The organism is Williamwhitmania taraxaci, assembly GCF_900096565.1.
Classification (GTDB): Bacteria; Bacteroidota; Bacteroidia; order Bacteroidales; family Williamwhitmaniaceae; genus Williamwhitmania; species Williamwhitmania taraxaci.
Genome location: NZ_FMYP01000029.1, coordinates 1 through 17,481 on the forward strand (window position 1 = coordinate 1; position 17,481 = coordinate 17,481).

12 protein-coding genes and 1 rRNA gene are annotated in these 17,481 nt (G+C 42.2%); 10 read left to right on the forward strand and 3 right to left on the reverse strand.

What is annotated here, in order from left to right; all coding sequences use genetic code 11:
• Positions 1-299: ribosomal RNA gene (locus BLS65_RS08890) — 16S ribosomal RNA — on the reverse strand; the annotation flags it as partial.
• Between the two features lie 535 nt (positions 300-834).
• Between BLS65_RS08890 and BLS65_RS08895 the strand changes: the two genes are divergently transcribed.
• Both BLS65_RS08895 and BLS65_RS08900 read left to right on the forward strand, forming a co-directional pair.
• Positions 835-1,575, forward strand: a complete 741-nt coding sequence (locus tag BLS65_RS08895; RefSeq protein WP_092438090.1) for a polyprenol monophosphomannose synthase — start codon at positions 835-837, stop codon at positions 1,573-1,575.
• A gap of 13 nt (positions 1,576-1,588) precedes the next feature.
• Positions 1,589-2,935, forward strand: a complete 1,347-nt coding sequence (locus tag BLS65_RS08900) for a dihydroorotase (RefSeq protein ID WP_092438092.1) — start codon at positions 1,589-1,591, stop codon at positions 2,933-2,935.
• Here BLS65_RS08900 and BLS65_RS08905 read toward each other — a convergent pair.
• A complete protein-coding gene (locus BLS65_RS08905; protein ID WP_092438094.1) occupies positions 2,932-4,200 on the reverse strand; it encodes an aspartate kinase in 1,269 nt (422 codons plus the stop codon). The genes BLS65_RS08900 and BLS65_RS08905 overlap by 4 nt on opposite strands.
• Before the next feature lie 560 nt (positions 4,201-4,760).
• Between BLS65_RS08905 and fbp the strand changes: the two genes are divergently transcribed.
• The 8 genes from fbp (at position 4,761) to BLS65_RS08950 (ending at position 16,914) form a co-directional block, all read left to right on the forward strand.
• Positions 4,761-5,789: a class 1 fructose-bisphosphatase gene (fbp, locus tag BLS65_RS08910; RefSeq protein WP_092438095.1), complete on the forward strand. Its 1,029-nt coding sequence runs from the start codon at positions 4,761-4,763 to the stop codon at positions 5,787-5,789.
• Positions 5,790-5,856: 67 nt separating this feature from the next.
• Complete coding sequence (gene mfd, locus BLS65_RS08915) at positions 5,857-9,273, forward strand: transcription-repair coupling factor (protein ID WP_092438097.1); 3,417 nt, start codon at positions 5,857-5,859, stop codon at positions 9,271-9,273.
• On the forward strand, positions 9,270-10,013 hold the full coding sequence (locus tag BLS65_RS08920) for a type III pantothenate kinase (protein WP_092438099.1): 744 nt from the start codon (positions 9,270-9,272) through the stop codon (positions 10,011-10,013). The genes mfd and BLS65_RS08920 overlap by 4 nt, the downstream gene beginning before the upstream one ends.
• Positions 9,997-11,277 carry a BamG family beta-barrel-assembly machinery protein gene (locus tag BLS65_RS08925; protein ID WP_092438101.1) on the forward strand — a complete coding sequence of 427 codons (1,281 nt, stop codon included), beginning with the start codon at positions 9,997-9,999 and terminating at the stop codon, positions 11,275-11,277. Before BLS65_RS08920 ends, BLS65_RS08925 begins: the two co-directional genes overlap by 17 nt.
• Before the next feature lie 30 nt (positions 11,278-11,307).
• Positions 11,308-12,636, forward strand: coding sequence for a tetratricopeptide repeat protein (locus tag BLS65_RS08930; protein WP_092438103.1), 1,329 nt, complete (start codon positions 11,308-11,310; stop codon positions 12,634-12,636).
• 15 nt (positions 12,637-12,651) lie between these two features.
• Complete coding sequence (gene lptC, locus BLS65_RS08935) at positions 12,652-13,212, forward strand: LPS export ABC transporter periplasmic protein LptC (protein WP_092438105.1); 561 nt, start codon at positions 12,652-12,654, stop codon at positions 13,210-13,212.
• A gap of 194 nt (positions 13,213-13,406) precedes the next feature.
• Positions 13,407-14,669: a hemolysin family protein gene (locus BLS65_RS08945; protein ID WP_092438109.1), complete on the forward strand. Its 1,263-nt coding sequence runs from the start codon at positions 13,407-13,409 to the stop codon at positions 14,667-14,669.
• A gap of 148 nt (positions 14,670-14,817) precedes the next feature.
• Positions 14,818-16,914, forward strand: a complete 2,097-nt coding sequence (locus BLS65_RS08950; RefSeq protein ID WP_092438111.1) for a peptidylprolyl isomerase — start codon at positions 14,818-14,820, stop codon at positions 16,912-16,914.
• A gap of 68 nt (positions 16,915-16,982) precedes the next feature.
• Here the strand turns inward: BLS65_RS08950 and BLS65_RS08955 are convergent, their stop codons facing one another.
• Positions 16,983-17,432 (reverse strand): GatB/YqeY domain-containing protein, encoded by a 450-nt coding sequence (locus BLS65_RS08955; RefSeq protein ID WP_092438113.1) that lies wholly within the window; start codon positions 17,430-17,432, stop codon positions 16,983-16,985.
• Positions 17,433-17,481: the final 49 nt, after the last annotated feature.

The window sequence follows — 17,481 nt, forward strand, 5'->3', positions numbered from 1 at the left end:
CCTCTCAGCTCCCCTAGCCATCGTAGCCTTGGTGGGCCGTTACCCCGCCAACAAGCTAATGGCACGCATGCCCATCCCCGTCCGTAACCTTTACCTCCCTTCCGATGCCGGAGGGGAGAACTATGGGGCGTTAATCCGCCTTTCGACGGGCTATTCCCCAGACGGGGGCAGGTTGCATACGCGTTACTCACCCGTGCGCCGGTCGCCGACAGGTATTGCTACCCTCGCTGCCCCTCGACTTGCATGTGTTAGGCCTGCCGCTAGCGTTCATCCTGAGCCAGGATCAAACTCTTCATAGTAAAAAGTTTTCCTGTTGTATTATTTGTTCTTTACGCTACTGCTGTCTTGACAATTAAATTGTCACTATCTTAACTGTTTTGTTGTTCAACAAAACTGTAATTTCCCAACCATTCAAAGAACTTTCATCTCAATTGACTTCGCCTAATCGCTTGTCGATTTTGGTGAAGCGGGTGCAAAACTACGTCTTTTTTTGAAACCTCCAAAATATTTTCTCGATTTATTCGATTTATTTTTTTTGGAGCAATTCGCAAGAGCGAATTGGTGTTTTGCGACTATTTTAGAGAACCTGTTTTTCTTGTTTAGCGGGTGCAAAGATAGAGTGAGCAACCTTTATTTCCAAATGTTTTGAGTAGAAAACTTCGAAGAATTTTCACAATAAAAACAAAGGACTGACTGTCAAAACCTTTTAACGAAAAAAAACGCTACAATTGATAATTGTTGCCGTTGCTAATGTATCTTTGCATTAAATGCTAAATTCGCACCCTATATATTAAGAGAGTTACAACTTAGAAAATACACTTAAACATAATTGCAATGCTTGATAAACTCGTTATTATTCCCACTTACAATGAAATAGAAAATGCTGAAAACATAATCAGAAAAGTATTTTCGCTTATTGGAGATTTCCATATCCTTATAATAGATGATGGTTCGCCAGACGGTACATCCCAAGTAATAAGGGCACTGCAACAGGAGTTCCCTGAACGACTGCACATGGTCGAAAGAGCTGGGAAGTTGGGGTTAGGCACAGCCTACATTGCAGGCTTCAAGTGGGCCATAGCCCACAATTACGAGTATATCTTCGAGATGGATGCTGATTTCTCGCACAATCCCGACGATTTAATTAAACTTTATGAGGCTTGCAAAAACGGAGCCGACATGTCGATTGGTTCGAGGTATAAGACTGGTGTAAATGTGGTAAACTGGCCTATGAGCCGTGTTCTAATGTCATACTACGCTTCAGCCTACGTTAGAATCGTAACAGGAATGAGCATAAGAGACACTACTGCAGGGTTTAAATGCTATACTCTCAAGGTTCTTCGGGCTATCGACCTCGATAATATCAAAATGAAGGGATATGCCTTTCAAGTTGAGATGAAGTTTACCGCTTGGAAATTGGGCTTCAAGATTGAAGAGGTACCAATTATTTTTACCGACAGGAAGGTTGGTGCCTCAAAAATGAGTGGTGGCATTTTCAACGAAGCATTCTGGGGTGTTATAAAAATGAAGGTAGGGAGCTGGTTTAGAACTTACAAACCGCTTTCCTCAAACTAAAAAACCACATATTATGGGAACCGTTTGGCTAAAGAATGCCTTAGTTGTAAACGAAGGCAAAGCAGAAAAACTCGACATCCTTATTATAGGAGATAAGATTGCCGAAATTACACCAAGCGGAGACCATACTCGGAACGATAAACATGAAGAGATAAACCTCGAGGGTAAGATTCTTATCCCCGGGGTAATCGACGATCAAGTTCACTTCAGGGAACCGGGCATGACCCACAAGGATACCATAAAGAATGGTGCCCATGCAGCTGCAGCAGGAGGAGTAACCAGCTTCATGGAGATGCCTAATACAAAACCGCCCACCACAAACCTCGATGAACTAAGGAAGAAATTCGAAATTGCAGCGATTGATTCTGTGGTGAACTACTCCTTTTACTTTGGCGCAACCAACAACAACACCGCCTTAATTGGGAAACTCGACCCCAAGCATGTTTGTGGCGTAAAAGTATTCATGGGATCGTCCACCGGAAATATGCTGGTAGACGATACAAAAAGTTTAAGCCGAATATTTGCCGAATCGCCAATTCTGGTAGCAACACACTGCGAAGAGGAGTCGATTATTGTAAACAACACAAGGCTTTACAAGGAGAAGTTTGGAGAAGGCATCTCCTTTGACTACCACCACCTCATCCGATCGCATGAGGCTTGCCTCCGCTCCTCGGATAAAGCTGTTTCGCTAGCGCACAAGTATGGCACACGATTACACGTACTCCACCTATCCACCGCCGACGAACTTGCTCTATTCAGCAAAGGGAATCTTTCCGAAAAGAAAATAACGGCAGAGGTATGTGTACATCACCTATGGTTTAACAACACCGACTATTCGAAATATGGCTCTCGGATAAAATGGAATCCTGCCATTAAGTTGGAAAAAGATAGGCTGGCCTTGCTGGAAGGACTACTTGCAGGGAAACTTGATGTAGTAGCAACTGACCACGCCCCACATACCTTAGAAGAAAAGAATCAAGGATACTTCCAAGCACCTTCAGGAGGCCCATTAGTGCAGCACTCACTGGTGGCGATGATGGAACTCTCCAAACAAGGCTACTTCACGATAGAGCAAGTCGTGGATAAAATGTGCCATAACCCTGCCATTGCCTTTCAAGTGAGTAATCGAGGCTTTATCAGAAAAGGATATTTTGCCGACCTAACCGTAATTGACCCCAACGCCCCTTGGATCGTTTCGAAGGAGAATATTCTATATCCTTGTGGGTGGTCGCCCTTTGAAGGAATCCGTTTCTCGAATAAGGTCACTCACACTTTTGTGAATGGTAAACTGGTATATAAAAATGGAGCATTAGTTGAGCGTGATAGTACGGCTGCAATAGCCCTAACCTTTAACCGTTAAAGTTCCATTCCATCAAAGGAGCCCTCGTCCACAAGAATCCTTAAAGTGCGACGAGTCTTCTGAAGCATATATACCTTGCGACCTGAAGTAATCTTTTCGACTTCATCGACTCTATAGTTCCTTATAGTAAATAGCTCTAGATTCTCGTTGTAAAGTACATTAAACTTGGTTTTAAGTTCCTCCATTGCAGGTTGGATATAGCGCTTTACCCCATCCACACATATAGATATGGTTATGGCTGAACTCTGAACCATATTTATCTTAACTCGATTCTTCGATAGGATTGGGAATACTTCGCTTAAAGTCTCTTCGAGCACAAACGAAAAATCTTTGGGACGTATGGAAATAAGCACCTGATTGTGCTTAATTACATATACTGGTACCGATCCAGAGGTAGCCTCTGCATTAATAATTGTCCCTGCTGCATTCGGTTGCTGAAACGGCTTAACAAACAAAGTGATACCCTTGTTTTGTAATGGTTTAATCGTTTTGGGGTGAATAATTTGTGCTCCAAAAAACGATAGCTCTACAGCCTCTTGATAGGAAACCCCCGGAAGGTGCACTGCATTCTTGAACTCCTTGGGGTCGGCATTCAGGATACCGGAGACATCTTTCCATATTGTAACCGACTCGGCATTAATAACGTTGGCCAACACCGCGGCAGAATAATCGGACCCCTCCCTCCCCAAGGTGGTAGCATAGCCGTCAATGTTTCCACCCAGAAAGCCTTGAATCAGAAAACTACCCTGTTTCCCTTCTAATGCACTGTGAACACGGAGTGCTGTCTCCTCTAGATTTACCCCTGCTTCGCGAAAGTTGCTATCGGTTGAAATCAACTTCCGTGCATCAAGCCATGTAATATTCACGCCCTCTTTAATAAGGTATGCATATACAATTTTAGTTGAGAGGAGTTCGCCATACGAAACCAGCTGGTCGTAGCAAAAATCATAGGATCCCTTCAAACGCCCCGATATATGTTGTCGCACTTCGGCAAACAACGGTGACAATATCTCAGTATCCATTCCCGGTCCAACTAACTCTTCTAATAGAGAACAATGCTCCCTCTCAATTTTAGCGAGTTGCGATTCCACGGCAGGATCATTCTCAAAATACATATTCAGAAGAATTTCAAGAGCATTGGTAGTTTTCCCCAACGCTGAAACCACAATGACCAATGGCTCCTGACACAACCCAAGAATTGCTTTTACATTTCGAATCCCCGCGGAGGACTTTATGGATGCCCCACCAAATTTATAAACCTTCATCTCAAATATTTTTCCAAATTAAAACAACCTATCCTAAATAATCCTCCTAAATCAAGAAACTACTGCACTTCCCAAATTTTGTAACAGGTCATAATTGCTCTGAAAACCAGACAACACTTACATTGATGATTACCAGCATCATGCTCTGCAACTATACTGCGTGTGCATTGCATTAGACCAACTCAATTTAGGATGTCAAGTAACATCAAAACCAACTTTAAATATCGTAACTAACAGATATAATGAAATATGAGTGAGTAAAAAACCACCATAAAGTTGCAATAAATTCTGATTTCTTTTCATTAAAGCCACAAAATAGTTACCTTTAACGGGCGTAATGAATCCAGCCCATCCAGCCATGAGACACGCATTTACTGATGTTTTGCCATTTTATAGGTACAGTTTCAGTCGACATATTTCACCTATTACTGGTGACACGGGCAAATCTGCAACAAGATCGCCCTCTCCAATTGAAGCCCATTGGCTTACTAATTGGTCTTCTCCGTTATCGCTCAAATTGTGACTATTGCAACCTAACCCTATAATACTCGCATTCCCAAATGAAAGGATATAAAGTAATAACGCTAACCACGTTCTTAATTGAGAGTCAAGCGGAATTCCCTTATGCCAAAGGCGAACTAACGCGGTTACTCTACCACGTTATGGTTGCGGCCAAAATGGTCAACAAGAAAGTCAATAAAGCAGGTCTTGTCGACATTATTGGTGAAGCAGGCGAAGTGAATGTTCAGGGTGAAGATCAAAAGAAATTGGATGTTTTTGCTAACGATCAGTTTATTGCAGCCCTTCGCTCCAGCGGTGAATGTTGCGGTATTGCTTCCGAAGAAAATCAAGAGATCATTACCTTTGATGACGACCTATCGCGCGATGGAAATTACATATTCTGCATGGACCCTCTCGATGGCTCCTCAAATATTGATGTGAACGTTTCCATAGGAACAATATTTTCGATTTACCGACGCATAAGCCCTCGAGGCGAAAGAGCCGTTCTTGACGATTTCCTCCAGCCTGGAACAAAGCAAGTTGCAGCAGGATACATTATCTATGGTTCGTCCACCATGCTTGTTTACACCACTGGTCGCGGAGTATTTGGTTTTACACTCGATCCATCCATAGGAGAGTTTTGCCTAAGCCATCACGACATCAAGACCCCTGAGGACGGGACAATATACTCTATCAACGAAGGAAATGCCCACGAATTTCCCGAAGGAATTAAAAAGTATGTAGCCTATTGCAAAGACATCGATAAACCAACCCATCGACCCTACTCGGCTCGGTATATTGGCTCTTTGGTATCCGACTTTCACAGAAACCTGTTGAAGGGAGGGATTTTCTTATATCCCCATACTGAAAAAAATCCAGAGGGAAAACTTCGACTTCTATACGAATGCAACCCAATTGCTTTCCTTGCAGAGCAAGCTGGTGGCAAAGCAAGCACTGGTAGTCATCGCATTATGGAAATAAAACCCCATTCCCTGCACCAGCGGGTATCGATTATTACAGGCTCGCTGCACATGGTGGAAAAGGCAGAGGCGTTTATAAAAGAACAAGAGCCTATCAAGTTGAACTAGCGACCCACTATTCCATTAATTTCGAGGTGGCCATTGGTTGGCTGCCTCTCATTTTAAATAAACCAACATGTCGCAGAGCGACTTTTTATTACTTTTCGAACGTAATTCAGCAGTTAGAGCGCTGGCGGAGCATATAAAATCCAATAATCCAAGGATATTGCTCAAAAACACTGCAGGGTCTTCCATTGCTTTAGCAGCAGCGCTTTCAATTACCGAAGGAATTCACTTGTTTTTACTTGCCGACAGGGATGAGGCAGCCTACTTTTATAATGATATGGTTCCCCTTCTGGAAGAAGATGAAGTTCTTTTCTTTCCCTCATCTTATAAGCGGTCTATCCAATTTGGGAATCCCGACCCTTCGGGAATTATCCAACGAACCAAAGTAGTAAGCCAAATCAACCTTCTGCAAAAGCAAAAAGGGAAGTCTTCACGGCTCGTGATTGTCTCCTACCCTGAAGCGTTGGTAGAGAAAATCCCCGACCAAGTGCAGATGGACAAGAATACCATGGTTCTGTCTGCCGGTGAAAAGATTTCCCTCTCTTTTGCGGTAGAAGTAATTCAAGAGTATGGATTCCTGCGCGTTGATTTTGTTTTTGAACCGGGTCAATACTCGGTAAGGGGCGGAATCGTGGATGTATTTTCGTTTTCGAACAACAAGCCCTACCGCATCGATTTCTTTGGCGATGAAGTGGAGTCGATTCGCGAATTTGATATAGAAACTCAACTGTCGAACCAAAAGGTAACAAAAATCACGATTGTCCCTCACGTAACTGCCGAACTGAAAGGGGAAAAGATGGTTTCGCTTTTGAACCATACAGGAAGCAAAACCGTTTTTTGGATAAAGGATGGTGCTCTATTTCTGGAACGGATAAAGCAACTTTACGAACTCACCGAGCAAAGTCGCGAGGCTCAAGATGAAAATCCGGGGTGGAAGCATAAGGATAACGTACTCATTAAAGAGCGAGAGTTAAAAGCATCGTTAGAGGCTGGCCACAGCATTGAATTTGGGCAGCACCCACTCTACCCCGATGTATTTGCGCTTGATTTTAATATGACTCCTCAGCCGTCGTTTGCAAAGAATTTCGACCTACTCACAAAAAATATTGAAGAATCGACACTTGCCGGTTATCAAACAATTATTCTCTCCGACAACGAAAACCAAACCAACCGGTTAAAAGAGATAATTTCAAAAACTGCAAAGCAAGAAGTTTCCCTCTCCTTTAAAAAAGTGAACCTTCATGAAGGTTTTATCGACAAGGATCTAAAACTTGCATGCTATACCGATCATCAACTTTTTGAACGATACCATCGCTACAAAATTCGTGGCGAGTATAATCGCAGCGAAGCATTAACCATACAGGAACTCAATACTCTCCAACCAGGCGATTACGTGGTACATATTGATCACGGCGTTGGTACATTTGTCGGTCTAGTGCGCACCAACGAAAATGGGCGAATCCAAGAAGCAATTCGACTGGTATACAAGGATAATGATGTACTGCTTATCAGTATTCATAACCTTCACCGAATATCCAAGTTTAGAGGCAAAGATGGTGAACCACCGAAAGTTAATAAACTAGGGAGTGGCGCTTGGCAAAAGTTAAAACAAGCCACCAAGAAAAAGGTAAAAGATATTGCCAAAGACCTAATAATTCTTTACGCCAAACGGAGAGAGCAAAAAGGATTCACCTTCTCGCCCGACACCTACATGCAACAGGAATTGGAGGCCTCTTTTATTTATGAAGATACACCCGATCAAACCAAATCGACCCAAGCTGTAAAGGACGACATGGAACTCCCAATCCCCATGGATCGCCTTGTATGTGGCGATGTGGGATTTGGAAAGACCGAAATAGCCATTAGGGCGGCCTTCAAGGCCGTGGCCGATAGCAAGCAGGTGGCGATTCTCGTACCTACAACAATTCTTGCACTTCAGCACTTCAAAACATTTAAAAACAGGTTGGCAAACTTCCCCTGCACTATCGATTATGTGAGTCGATTCAAAGGAGCAAAGGAGCAAAAGGAGACCCTGAGTATGCTGGCCGAAGGGAAAATTGACATACTTATTGGCACCCATAGGCTACTTAGCAAAGAGATCAAGTTTAAAGATCTCGGATTACTTATAATTGATGAAGAGCAAAAGTTTGGTGTAAGTGCCAAAGAGAAGCTCCGCAAAATCAAAGAGAATGTAGATACGCTAACACTTACGGCTACTCCAATTCCCAGAACACTTCAATTTTCGCTAATGGGCGCACGCGATTTGTCGATTATTGCTACTCCCCCACCAAATCGTTACCCCATTGCCACGGAACTCCATGTCTTTAACGAGAATATTATTCGCGATGCCATAAACTATGAGCTGGACAGAGGTGGTCAGGTGTTCTTTGTTCATAATCGGGTTTCGAATATTCTGGAAATAGAGAACTATATAAAGAAGGTGTGTCCAACAGCAAGGACCATTGTGGGGCATGGTCAGATGGACGGCCCAACGCTTGAGAAAACGATGATGGACTTCATTGAAGGCGAATACGATGTTTTGGTAGCAACTACCATTATCGAGGCCGGTCTGGATATTCCCAATGCCAACACTATTATTATAAACAACGCTCACATGCACGGACTTAGCGATTTGCACCAGTTAAGAGGTCGTGTGGGCAGAACTAACCGAAAAGCATTCTGCTACTTGCTTGCACCACCGCCTGCAACCCTTACGAACGAAGCAAGACGCCGGTTGCGTGCCATAGAGGAGTTCTCCGATTTGGGCAGCGGTTTCAACATTGCGATGCAAGACCTCGAGATTCGCGGAGCAGGAAATCTATTGGGTGGAGAACAAAGCGGGTTTATAGCGGAGGTCGGATTCGAAACCTACCACAAAATTCTAACCGAAGCCATCCAAGAGATGAAAGAGGAAGAGTTTAAGGACTTGTTTAAAGAGGAATTCGAGAAAAAAGAAGAAGAGGGAACCAACAACTACGTTCAAGACTGCCACATAGAGACAGACATGGATATTATACTGCCTGATAACTATATAGGTAGCACAACCGAGAAAATTAAACTGTATCGAGAACTAGACAATATTACTGATGAAGAGGGAATTCGGAAGTTTGAAATTATGCTCAACGACCGATTTGGATTACCACCACGTCAAGTTTCGGAACTATTAAATGTTGTGCGCCTCCGGTGGAATGCCATGAAGCTGGGTTTCGAAAAGATTACTCTAAAAGGAGGAATTATGCTTGCCAACTATATTGGTAATCAGATATCACCTTTTTATACCAGCTCTACTTTTGCGAATAGCATGGCCTACTACCAGAGCAACTCCAAACGTTTCAAAATGAAAGAGAGTACGAACAAGTTAACCGTAGTAGTCCAAAAAGTGGTCAATGTAGGCGACGCCCTTGAGCTAACAAACCGGATGCTCGAATCAGTCGCACCAAAGAAAATAAACCAACAAGCCACCGCACAAAACCCTTGGCTAAAATGAACCTGATATTGGATCTAGGAAACACCCGAGCAAAGGTTGCAAAGGTGAACAGATACGGAATTGTGGCATTGGAGGCATTCAACTACGACCAGCTGGAGAGACTTGCGCAATTCACACATCACCATGAGGCTTACAAGGGTATTATTATTGGCTCGGTAATAGATATTGAAGCACCCATAGTAAAGGAAATCATAAACTTCTTACCGCAAAAGCCTTTAATACTCACCCACAAAACACTCATACCTATAATAAACAATTATCAAACGCCGGAAACGCTGGGACTCGATCGGCTAGCCGCCGCAGTTGGTGCCAACAATAATTTTCCACACAGCAACGTTCTGGTAATCGATATTGGAACAGCAATAACCTACGATTTGATAAACAGCAATGGTGTATACCTTGGTGGCAATATATCACCAGGAATTAATATACGCCTTAAAGCGTTGAATGCATTTACTTCAAAACTGCCTCTGGTGGAGGCAAATTTTCGAAGTCCACTATTTGGAACGAATACAATCGAGGCAATCCAAGCTGGCACATTTCACGGCATTACAGCCGAGATAGATGGCATAATTGAGAAATTTATGACAATTTATCCTAATTTAACAGTAATTTTGACCGGAGGGGATGCAAACAATTTTGCACAAAATCTTAAAAATGCCATCTTTGTAAACTTTAATATTGTAATTGAAGGTTTAAACTCGATACTTGAATATAATAAGAATGCTGAAAACAAATAGATTTATTGCTTTTGCAGTTTTTTTTCTGGTGGTTTGCCAAGCAGCCTTCCCGCAAAATAGCAGCACCAACACTTTTTCTCCATACTCCATATTTGGGCTAGGTGATCCAGGACCAAAAGGATTTACACGGAGTAGGGCCATGGGAGGTATAAATACCGGTATTAGAAGTTCGAGTTCAATAAACTTTGAAAATCCAGCGGCATTAACTGAGCAAGATTCGCTCTCATTTATGCTCGATTTTGGATTTGGAGGCTACGCCCAAAACCTCAGTTCTTCTGAAGGTAATGCGTCCAACAGCAGTTTCAACATACAGCACTTTGCTTTTAGTTTCCCTGTAACAAAGTGGTGCGCTGCCTCAATGGGAGTATTGCCCTATTCCAATGTTGGTTATAAAATGTTCAACAGAGAAATGGATCCGGTCAAACTTAGCACCATTGGAAACATAAACTACATAAACGAAGGCGAAGGCGGAATATCTAAGATGTTCATTGCTGCTGGCTTCAAGGTTCTTCCATACCTGCACTTGGGCGCAACCATGAATTACTATTTCGGCAACATTACGCGCACCAGCAGCATCATTTATCCTACACAAGCGCTATATCTCGACATGATATCTGAAAACAAGTTGAGCATATCCCACGTTAATATAAAACTCGGAGCACAGGTAATTAAGAATTTAGATGACGACAAATCAATGGTTTTTGGAATTACCTATGAGCCTGAGCGAAAAACTACGCTACTTCAGGAATTATACACCAGAGCAGAAAAGAGTGGACGATACGATACAGTATCATATTCCAAAAATCATCCCAAAATTACCTTGCCATCGACCCTAAGTATGGGAGTTACCTACAACCAGAAGGATAAGTTAAATGCCGGGATGGACGTGATATACCAAGATTGGAGCAATGCAAGCCTACCAACCTTCAGCGGCAACTTTAACCATTCTGCCTCTTTTAGAGTTGGTGTGGAGTATACACCCAGCCGTTTCGACCTAAAAAGTTACTTAAAACACATTAGCTATAGAGCAGGTGCTTACTACACATCACCGATTGCCAAGATCAATAACACACAAATTAACGATTATGGAATAACCTTTGGCGCTGGACTTCCGTTTAAAAACACAAAGTCATCGCTGAATTTATCAGTTGAAACGGGTCAACGAGGTTCAAAAACAAATAATCTGATCAAAGAAAACTATACACTGTTTTCGGTAAGTTTGATTTTTTACGACTTCTGGTTCTTTAAACCAAAGTTTAATTAGAAAAATATTTAACCGCCAAATAACATTACGATGAAGACGAATAAACTAATATCTATTTTGCTGGTGGCACTTATTCTACCTGCCCTAGCATTTGCACAATCCAACATCAAGGATCCGAAAGATCTAAAATACGGCACCGATAGCGTAAAACGCATCGAATGCCTTAAAAACCTATCGCTCTATGGTGAACTGTTTAAGCAAGACAACTTTAAGGATGCAAAAAGACCTTGGGCAAAGGTATTTACTAACTGTCCTATGGCAAGCCAAAACACCTACATCAATGGTGCGAAAATTTTCAAGAGTCTGATTGAAAATGAAACAGATCAAGTAACTAAGGCACACTATCTCGATACCCTTATGAGGGTTTACGATAAGCGAATTGAGTTCTTTGGCAGAAAAGGTTATGTTCTTGGTCGAAAAGCGCTTGACTTCGTAAAATACGCTCCAGATAGCCTAGTTACAGCCTACGCAATGTTCAACGAATCCATTGACCTTTTGAAGGGCAAATCGGAAGAGCAAGTTATTGGAACTCGCTATCAAATTGCCAAGCAACTATACGATCAGAAGATTGTAACTGCCGAGCAGATGCTGAATATGTACGTACAGAGTGCCGAATATCTTGATGCACAAATTGCTGCAAAGCCCGAGGATAAGGGTATCCAAAACGCAAAGGAAAGTGTAGAATTTATCTTTGCAACAAGTGGTGTTGCTACCTGCGAGAACCTTGTGGCAATATTTGGACCTAAATTTAAGGCAAACCCAGAGAACCTGGATCAGACCAAGAAAATTTCTAGCCTATTAAGTAATGCTAACTGCAAGGATCAACTCTTTATCGATGTGAGCGAAAACATCTATAAAAAAGAACCCTCCGCCGAGGCAGCTTTCAATATCGCTAGGATGTTTGAAGCCAAAGGCGATAACGAGAAAGCAGTTACATATTATAAGGAAGCCATAAACAAGCAAGCCAACGCTACCGAAAAATCCAAGTACTATCTTGTTCTTAGCAACCTTTACAATCACGGATTGAACGACAAGCCTGCGGCAAAAGCTGCCGCCTATAATGCTATTGAAAGCGATGGCACAAATGGTATGGCTTACATGGTCTTGGGCAATATCTATGCTAGTGTAAGAAACTGCGGCGATACCGACTTTGCTAAGCAAACAATCTTCTGGCTAGCTGTAGATAAATACACCAAAGCCAAGCAGATTGATCCTAGCCTTGCCGAAGATGCAAACAAATCAATTGCTACCTACAGTCAATATTTCCCAAAGAAAGAGGAGATTTTCTTCCAAGGACTTACCAATGGACAAGCAGTTACGATTGGTTGCTGGATTAACGAGACAACCTACGTAAGGTAATAACTAACATCTGAAGTGAAAAACATAATTCGTTTACTTAAAGTAGCAGCTCTTTTGGGAGCTGCTACCTTTATTTTCGCCTGTTCAAATGATCTAGAGGTTATAAAATCGTTAGCCACTAACGAAAACAAAGCCACTCAGATAGGGAAAAACATTACCACCATCTATACTGAAAATGGTAAGGTTATGGTGAAAATGACAGCGCCAGAACTACAGCGATTCGAAAACGCAGAGGAGCCAAAAACTATTTTCCCAAAAGGCATTGAGATAACATTTTACGATCAAGCACATAAACCCACCTCCTCGCTAACCTGCAAGTATGCCATCCGCTACGAAACAAAAAAGTTATGGGAAGCCCGAAACGATGTAGTTGGGAAAAATGAAAAAGGTGACGTACTCCATACCGAACGACTCTATTGGAATGAGGGAGAGAAAAAAGTTTACTCCAATGATTTCTGCAAAGTAATACGTGGCGACGGAACCGTTCAGCAAGGAAAACGATTCGAATCGGACGAAAGGTTTAAAAACTATTCTATCTTTAATTTCTCTGGCGATATCAATTTGAATGATGAATAAACAACTTGGAAGAATTATCGTTGCCGTATGGTTAATTATGGCCATATGCTGCTTTGGTATTGGGATTTATCAAACTATAGTAGCAGGTTTTAGCGTTAGCTATATGTTCTTTATTCTTGGTGTAATCTCCTTAGCTATGTTTCAGTTTAGAAGAACAATGCTAAAAAAAATGGCAAAATAACCGCTCACCAACTATGGGTAGCCAACTAACAATTATCCTTGTTTCCATACTTTTAAGTGCCTTCTTTTCGGGAGTTGAAATTGCCTTCCTCTCTGCAAATCGACTAAAACTTGAGCTTGACAGAAAGAAAGGTGGATATAGTGCAAAGGTAATTGAACTTTTTGCTCGCCATCCGGGGCAATTCATTTCAACCATGCTCGTGGGGAACAACATTGCCCTTGTGGTTTATGGTATTGCCATGGCATCAATGCTCGATCCCTTTCTTCAGCCCTACTTCGCCACCGAAGCAGCAGTGCTCGGCATTAAGACACTTCTCTCTACGCTTATCATCCTCTTTACCGCAGAGTTTCTGCCCAAGGCCCTATTCCGAATTAACCCAAACAGCATACTCTCCATTCTGGCCTTTCCCATTACCCTGTTCTACATTATTTTTTATCCCATATCAAAACTGGCAAGCACTCTTTCATATCTTATTCTTCGGGTAGTATTTCGGGTGAAAATAGAGGACAACAAACATAAAACCCTCTTCGACAAGATCGATTTAACGGATCTAGTAAATGAGTCCCCCTCTCAAAAAGAGGAGGAAACAGGTCACGTTCACGATATGATTATATTCAAGAACGCGCTCAATTTTCAAGACTTAAGGGTACGCGATTGCATGGTAACTCGAACCCAAATTGAAGGCATTGAAGTGGGAACAGGAATGGACGAAGTGCTCCAACTATTTATCCAAACTAACTTCTCCCGCTTGTTGATTTTTAGAGAGTCCAAAGATGATATTATTGGATACATAAACTCCAAAGATCTGTTTCACAAACCAGCATCGTTGGACAAGATGATTAAGCCCATTGATTTTGTTCCCGAAACCATGCCCGCTCATAAGTTGCTCTCAAACCTAATTAAATCGCACAAAAACCTTGCTGTGGTTGTCGATGAATTTGGTGGGACGGCCGGAATGGTTACTCTCGAAGATCTAATGGAAGAGATATTTGGTGAAATAGAGGACGAGCACGACTCCGACGATTCCGTTGAGAAACAGCTCAATCCTAATGAATTTGTTTTCTCTGGACGCCTCGAAGTCGATTACCTTAATCAGATTTACCACCTTGAAATTCCGGAATCGGACGATTACGAAACTATTGCAGGATATATATTCTTCCAAAACAAAAGTATTCCTGCCCAAGGAGAGATACTCATATTCGATGGCATGCGGGTGAAGATCCTAAAGATGTCAGGCATCAGAGTGGATCTAATTCACCTAACAGTTCTCGTATAAAAACCGAACCACAGGTCCATTTACCCTTCAAAATAATAATATATTGCCCATTTTACCTTTTTTTTAAAATAAATGAAAAGGCAAAAATGAAAATTGCTATATTCGTAACCTCTTAAAGGAAAAAGTAAATCATAAAATTATAAGCTAAATGGCTACATTACAAAAACTCAGGAACAAAGGTGGAGTGCTTATTGCCACAGTTATTGGACTCTCTTTGGTTGCCTTTATTCTAAGCGATATGCTTAATTCTGGCTCGACTCTTTTCTCGCAATCCAAAAATATTGTGGGAGAAATCGCCGGCGAAAGCATTCCTTACCCGGAATACTTGGCAGTTGTAAGCAAGATTGAGGAGAATCAGAAGGCGAATAATAAGCAGGCATCAATTCCTGAAGCTCAGATGGAGCAAATTAGGGAATATGCCTGGAGAACATTTGTGGATAAAAACACCATTGAAAAGGAAATTGACAAAGTGGGCGTTTCTGTTTCAACAGACGAACTCTTCGATCTCGTTCAGGGCAACAATCCAGCTCCGTTAATTCGGGAGTATTTCACAAACCCACAAACCGGTCAGTTTGATCGTAATGCGGTTATTAATTTCTTGAAAAACATTGACAATAATCCTGAAGCACGCCAGTCTTGGTTAAGCCTCGAGCAGGAGATTGTCAAAGGAAAACTCAGAGAAAAATACGAAACCCTTATTGGAAAGGGCCTCTACATTACCAAATTCCAAGCAAAAGAAGCTACCGATGCAATGGCAACGAAGGTTTCCTTCTCCTACATTGGAAAAGCATTTAATTCCATTACCGACACTAGCGTGACCGTTACTGATAAGGAATTAAAAAATTACTACAACGATCACGAAAAGAACTTTGACCAAGTGGCTTCAAGGGATATCGATTATATGGTATTCCCTATTCTCCCATCAAAAGAGGATTTCACCAAGGCCGAAGATCTTATCAACAAGCTTGCTCCTGAATTTAAGGTAGCCGAAGATGCGAAGCAGTATGCTCAACTAAACTCGAAAAAGAACGTTGAAAGCACCTTCTTCAAAAAGGCAGAACTCACAGAGGCGGTTGGAAACTTCGCGTTCAGCGCGACCAAAGCAGATATGCTTGGCCCAATCTTCGAAAATAATGTTTATAAGCTTTATCGGATATCTAACACTAAAATGTCGCCCGACTCTGTAAAGGCACGTCATATTCTCATTGCTCCAAAACAAACACTAGAAGCCACCAAGGCATTAGCCGACAGCGTTGCAAACCTTGTACGTAAGGGCGGTAACTTTGCTGAACTTGCCAAACAATTCTCTGGCGATCAAGGTAGTGCTCAACAAGGCGGTGATCTTGGATGGTTCCGTGAAGGTATGATGGTACAACCTTTCAACGATGCTTGTTTCAATGGAAGTAAGAATGAAATCGTAACCGTGGAAACCCAATTTGGAGTTCATATTATACAGATTTTGGATAAGGGTGCCGATGTGAAGAAAGTGCAACTGGCAACCGTAGAGGTTGATGTTGTTCCAAGCAACCAAACCTACCAATCTATTTACACTGATGCCAGCAAATTTGTTGCAGAATACAATACGTTCGATAAATTTGAGAAGGCATCAAACGATGCAAAAAACTCCCAGAAGAAACGCATAGCGAATAACCTAAAAGAGGGAGATAAAACCATTGCAGGTCTAGAGCGTCCAAGAGAGATCGTTCGTTGGGCATTTGGTGCTGAAAAGGGTGATATCTCTACCGTTTTCGAACTTGGCGACCAATTTGTAATTGCAGCCCTCACCGGCGTTAGAGAAGATGGTCCTGCTCCTTTCGAAACAGTTAAAAACGATATTGAATTCATCGTTAAGAAGGAGAAAAAGGGAGAAATCCTCGCAAAGCAAATGACCGACGCTGCTAATGGGGCAAATTCCATTGAGACAATTGCCTCAAAGATGGGCTTATCCCAAATGGAGGCTGATAACATCAGTTTCTCATCGTATGTTGTTCCAGGTGCGGGTATTGAGCCACAGTTAATCGCGGCCTCTTCCGTAACCCCTAAAGACGCAATCTCTAAACCAGTAATTGGCACAAACGCGGTTTACCTTTTCCAGGTGAAGACCGTTGCAAAAGATTCGTCCCTTAACGCAATCGATAACCAAAAGAGGTTGATGGATATGTATGGCAACTTTGCCCCTCGCGCCGCTGTGCAAGCACTTGAGGATGCTGCAAAGATTAAGGATAATAGATCGAAATTCTTCTAGATAAGAGTAATTGCAAAAAAAAAGAGGGGCGATTGCCCCTCTTTTTTTTATCTATATTGCACAACGAACTAGGCAAGCAGTCTCTTTACCATATCAGAAATAGCCCTTCCTTCCGCTTTACCCGTAAGTTCCTTAGAGGCAACCCCCATCACCTTACCCATATCCTTGGCCGATTGCGCACCAACTTGAGCAATAATAGCCTTAATCTTGGACTCCAACTCCTCTGCCGACATTTGTGCAGGCAGGAACTCCTCGATTATCTTCGCCTCGGCAAGTTCTTTTTCGGCGAGTTCAGGACGGTTTTGCTGGGTATATATCTCTGCCGATTCCTTACGCTGTTTTACCTGTTTTTGAAGCATCTTCAACTCCTCATCGACAGTAACCTCGTGGGATGGCCCCTTGTCTGTTTTTAGCAAGATAATACCGCTCTTTACCGACCGCAATGCCTCTAGCCGCTCCTTTGCTCTTGCCAGCATGGCCTCTTTTATTGCTTGATTAATCTTTTCTTCTAACGTCATCTCAAAATATTTATTAGTTCGATAAGAAAGTTCTCGTAACAATTCAACA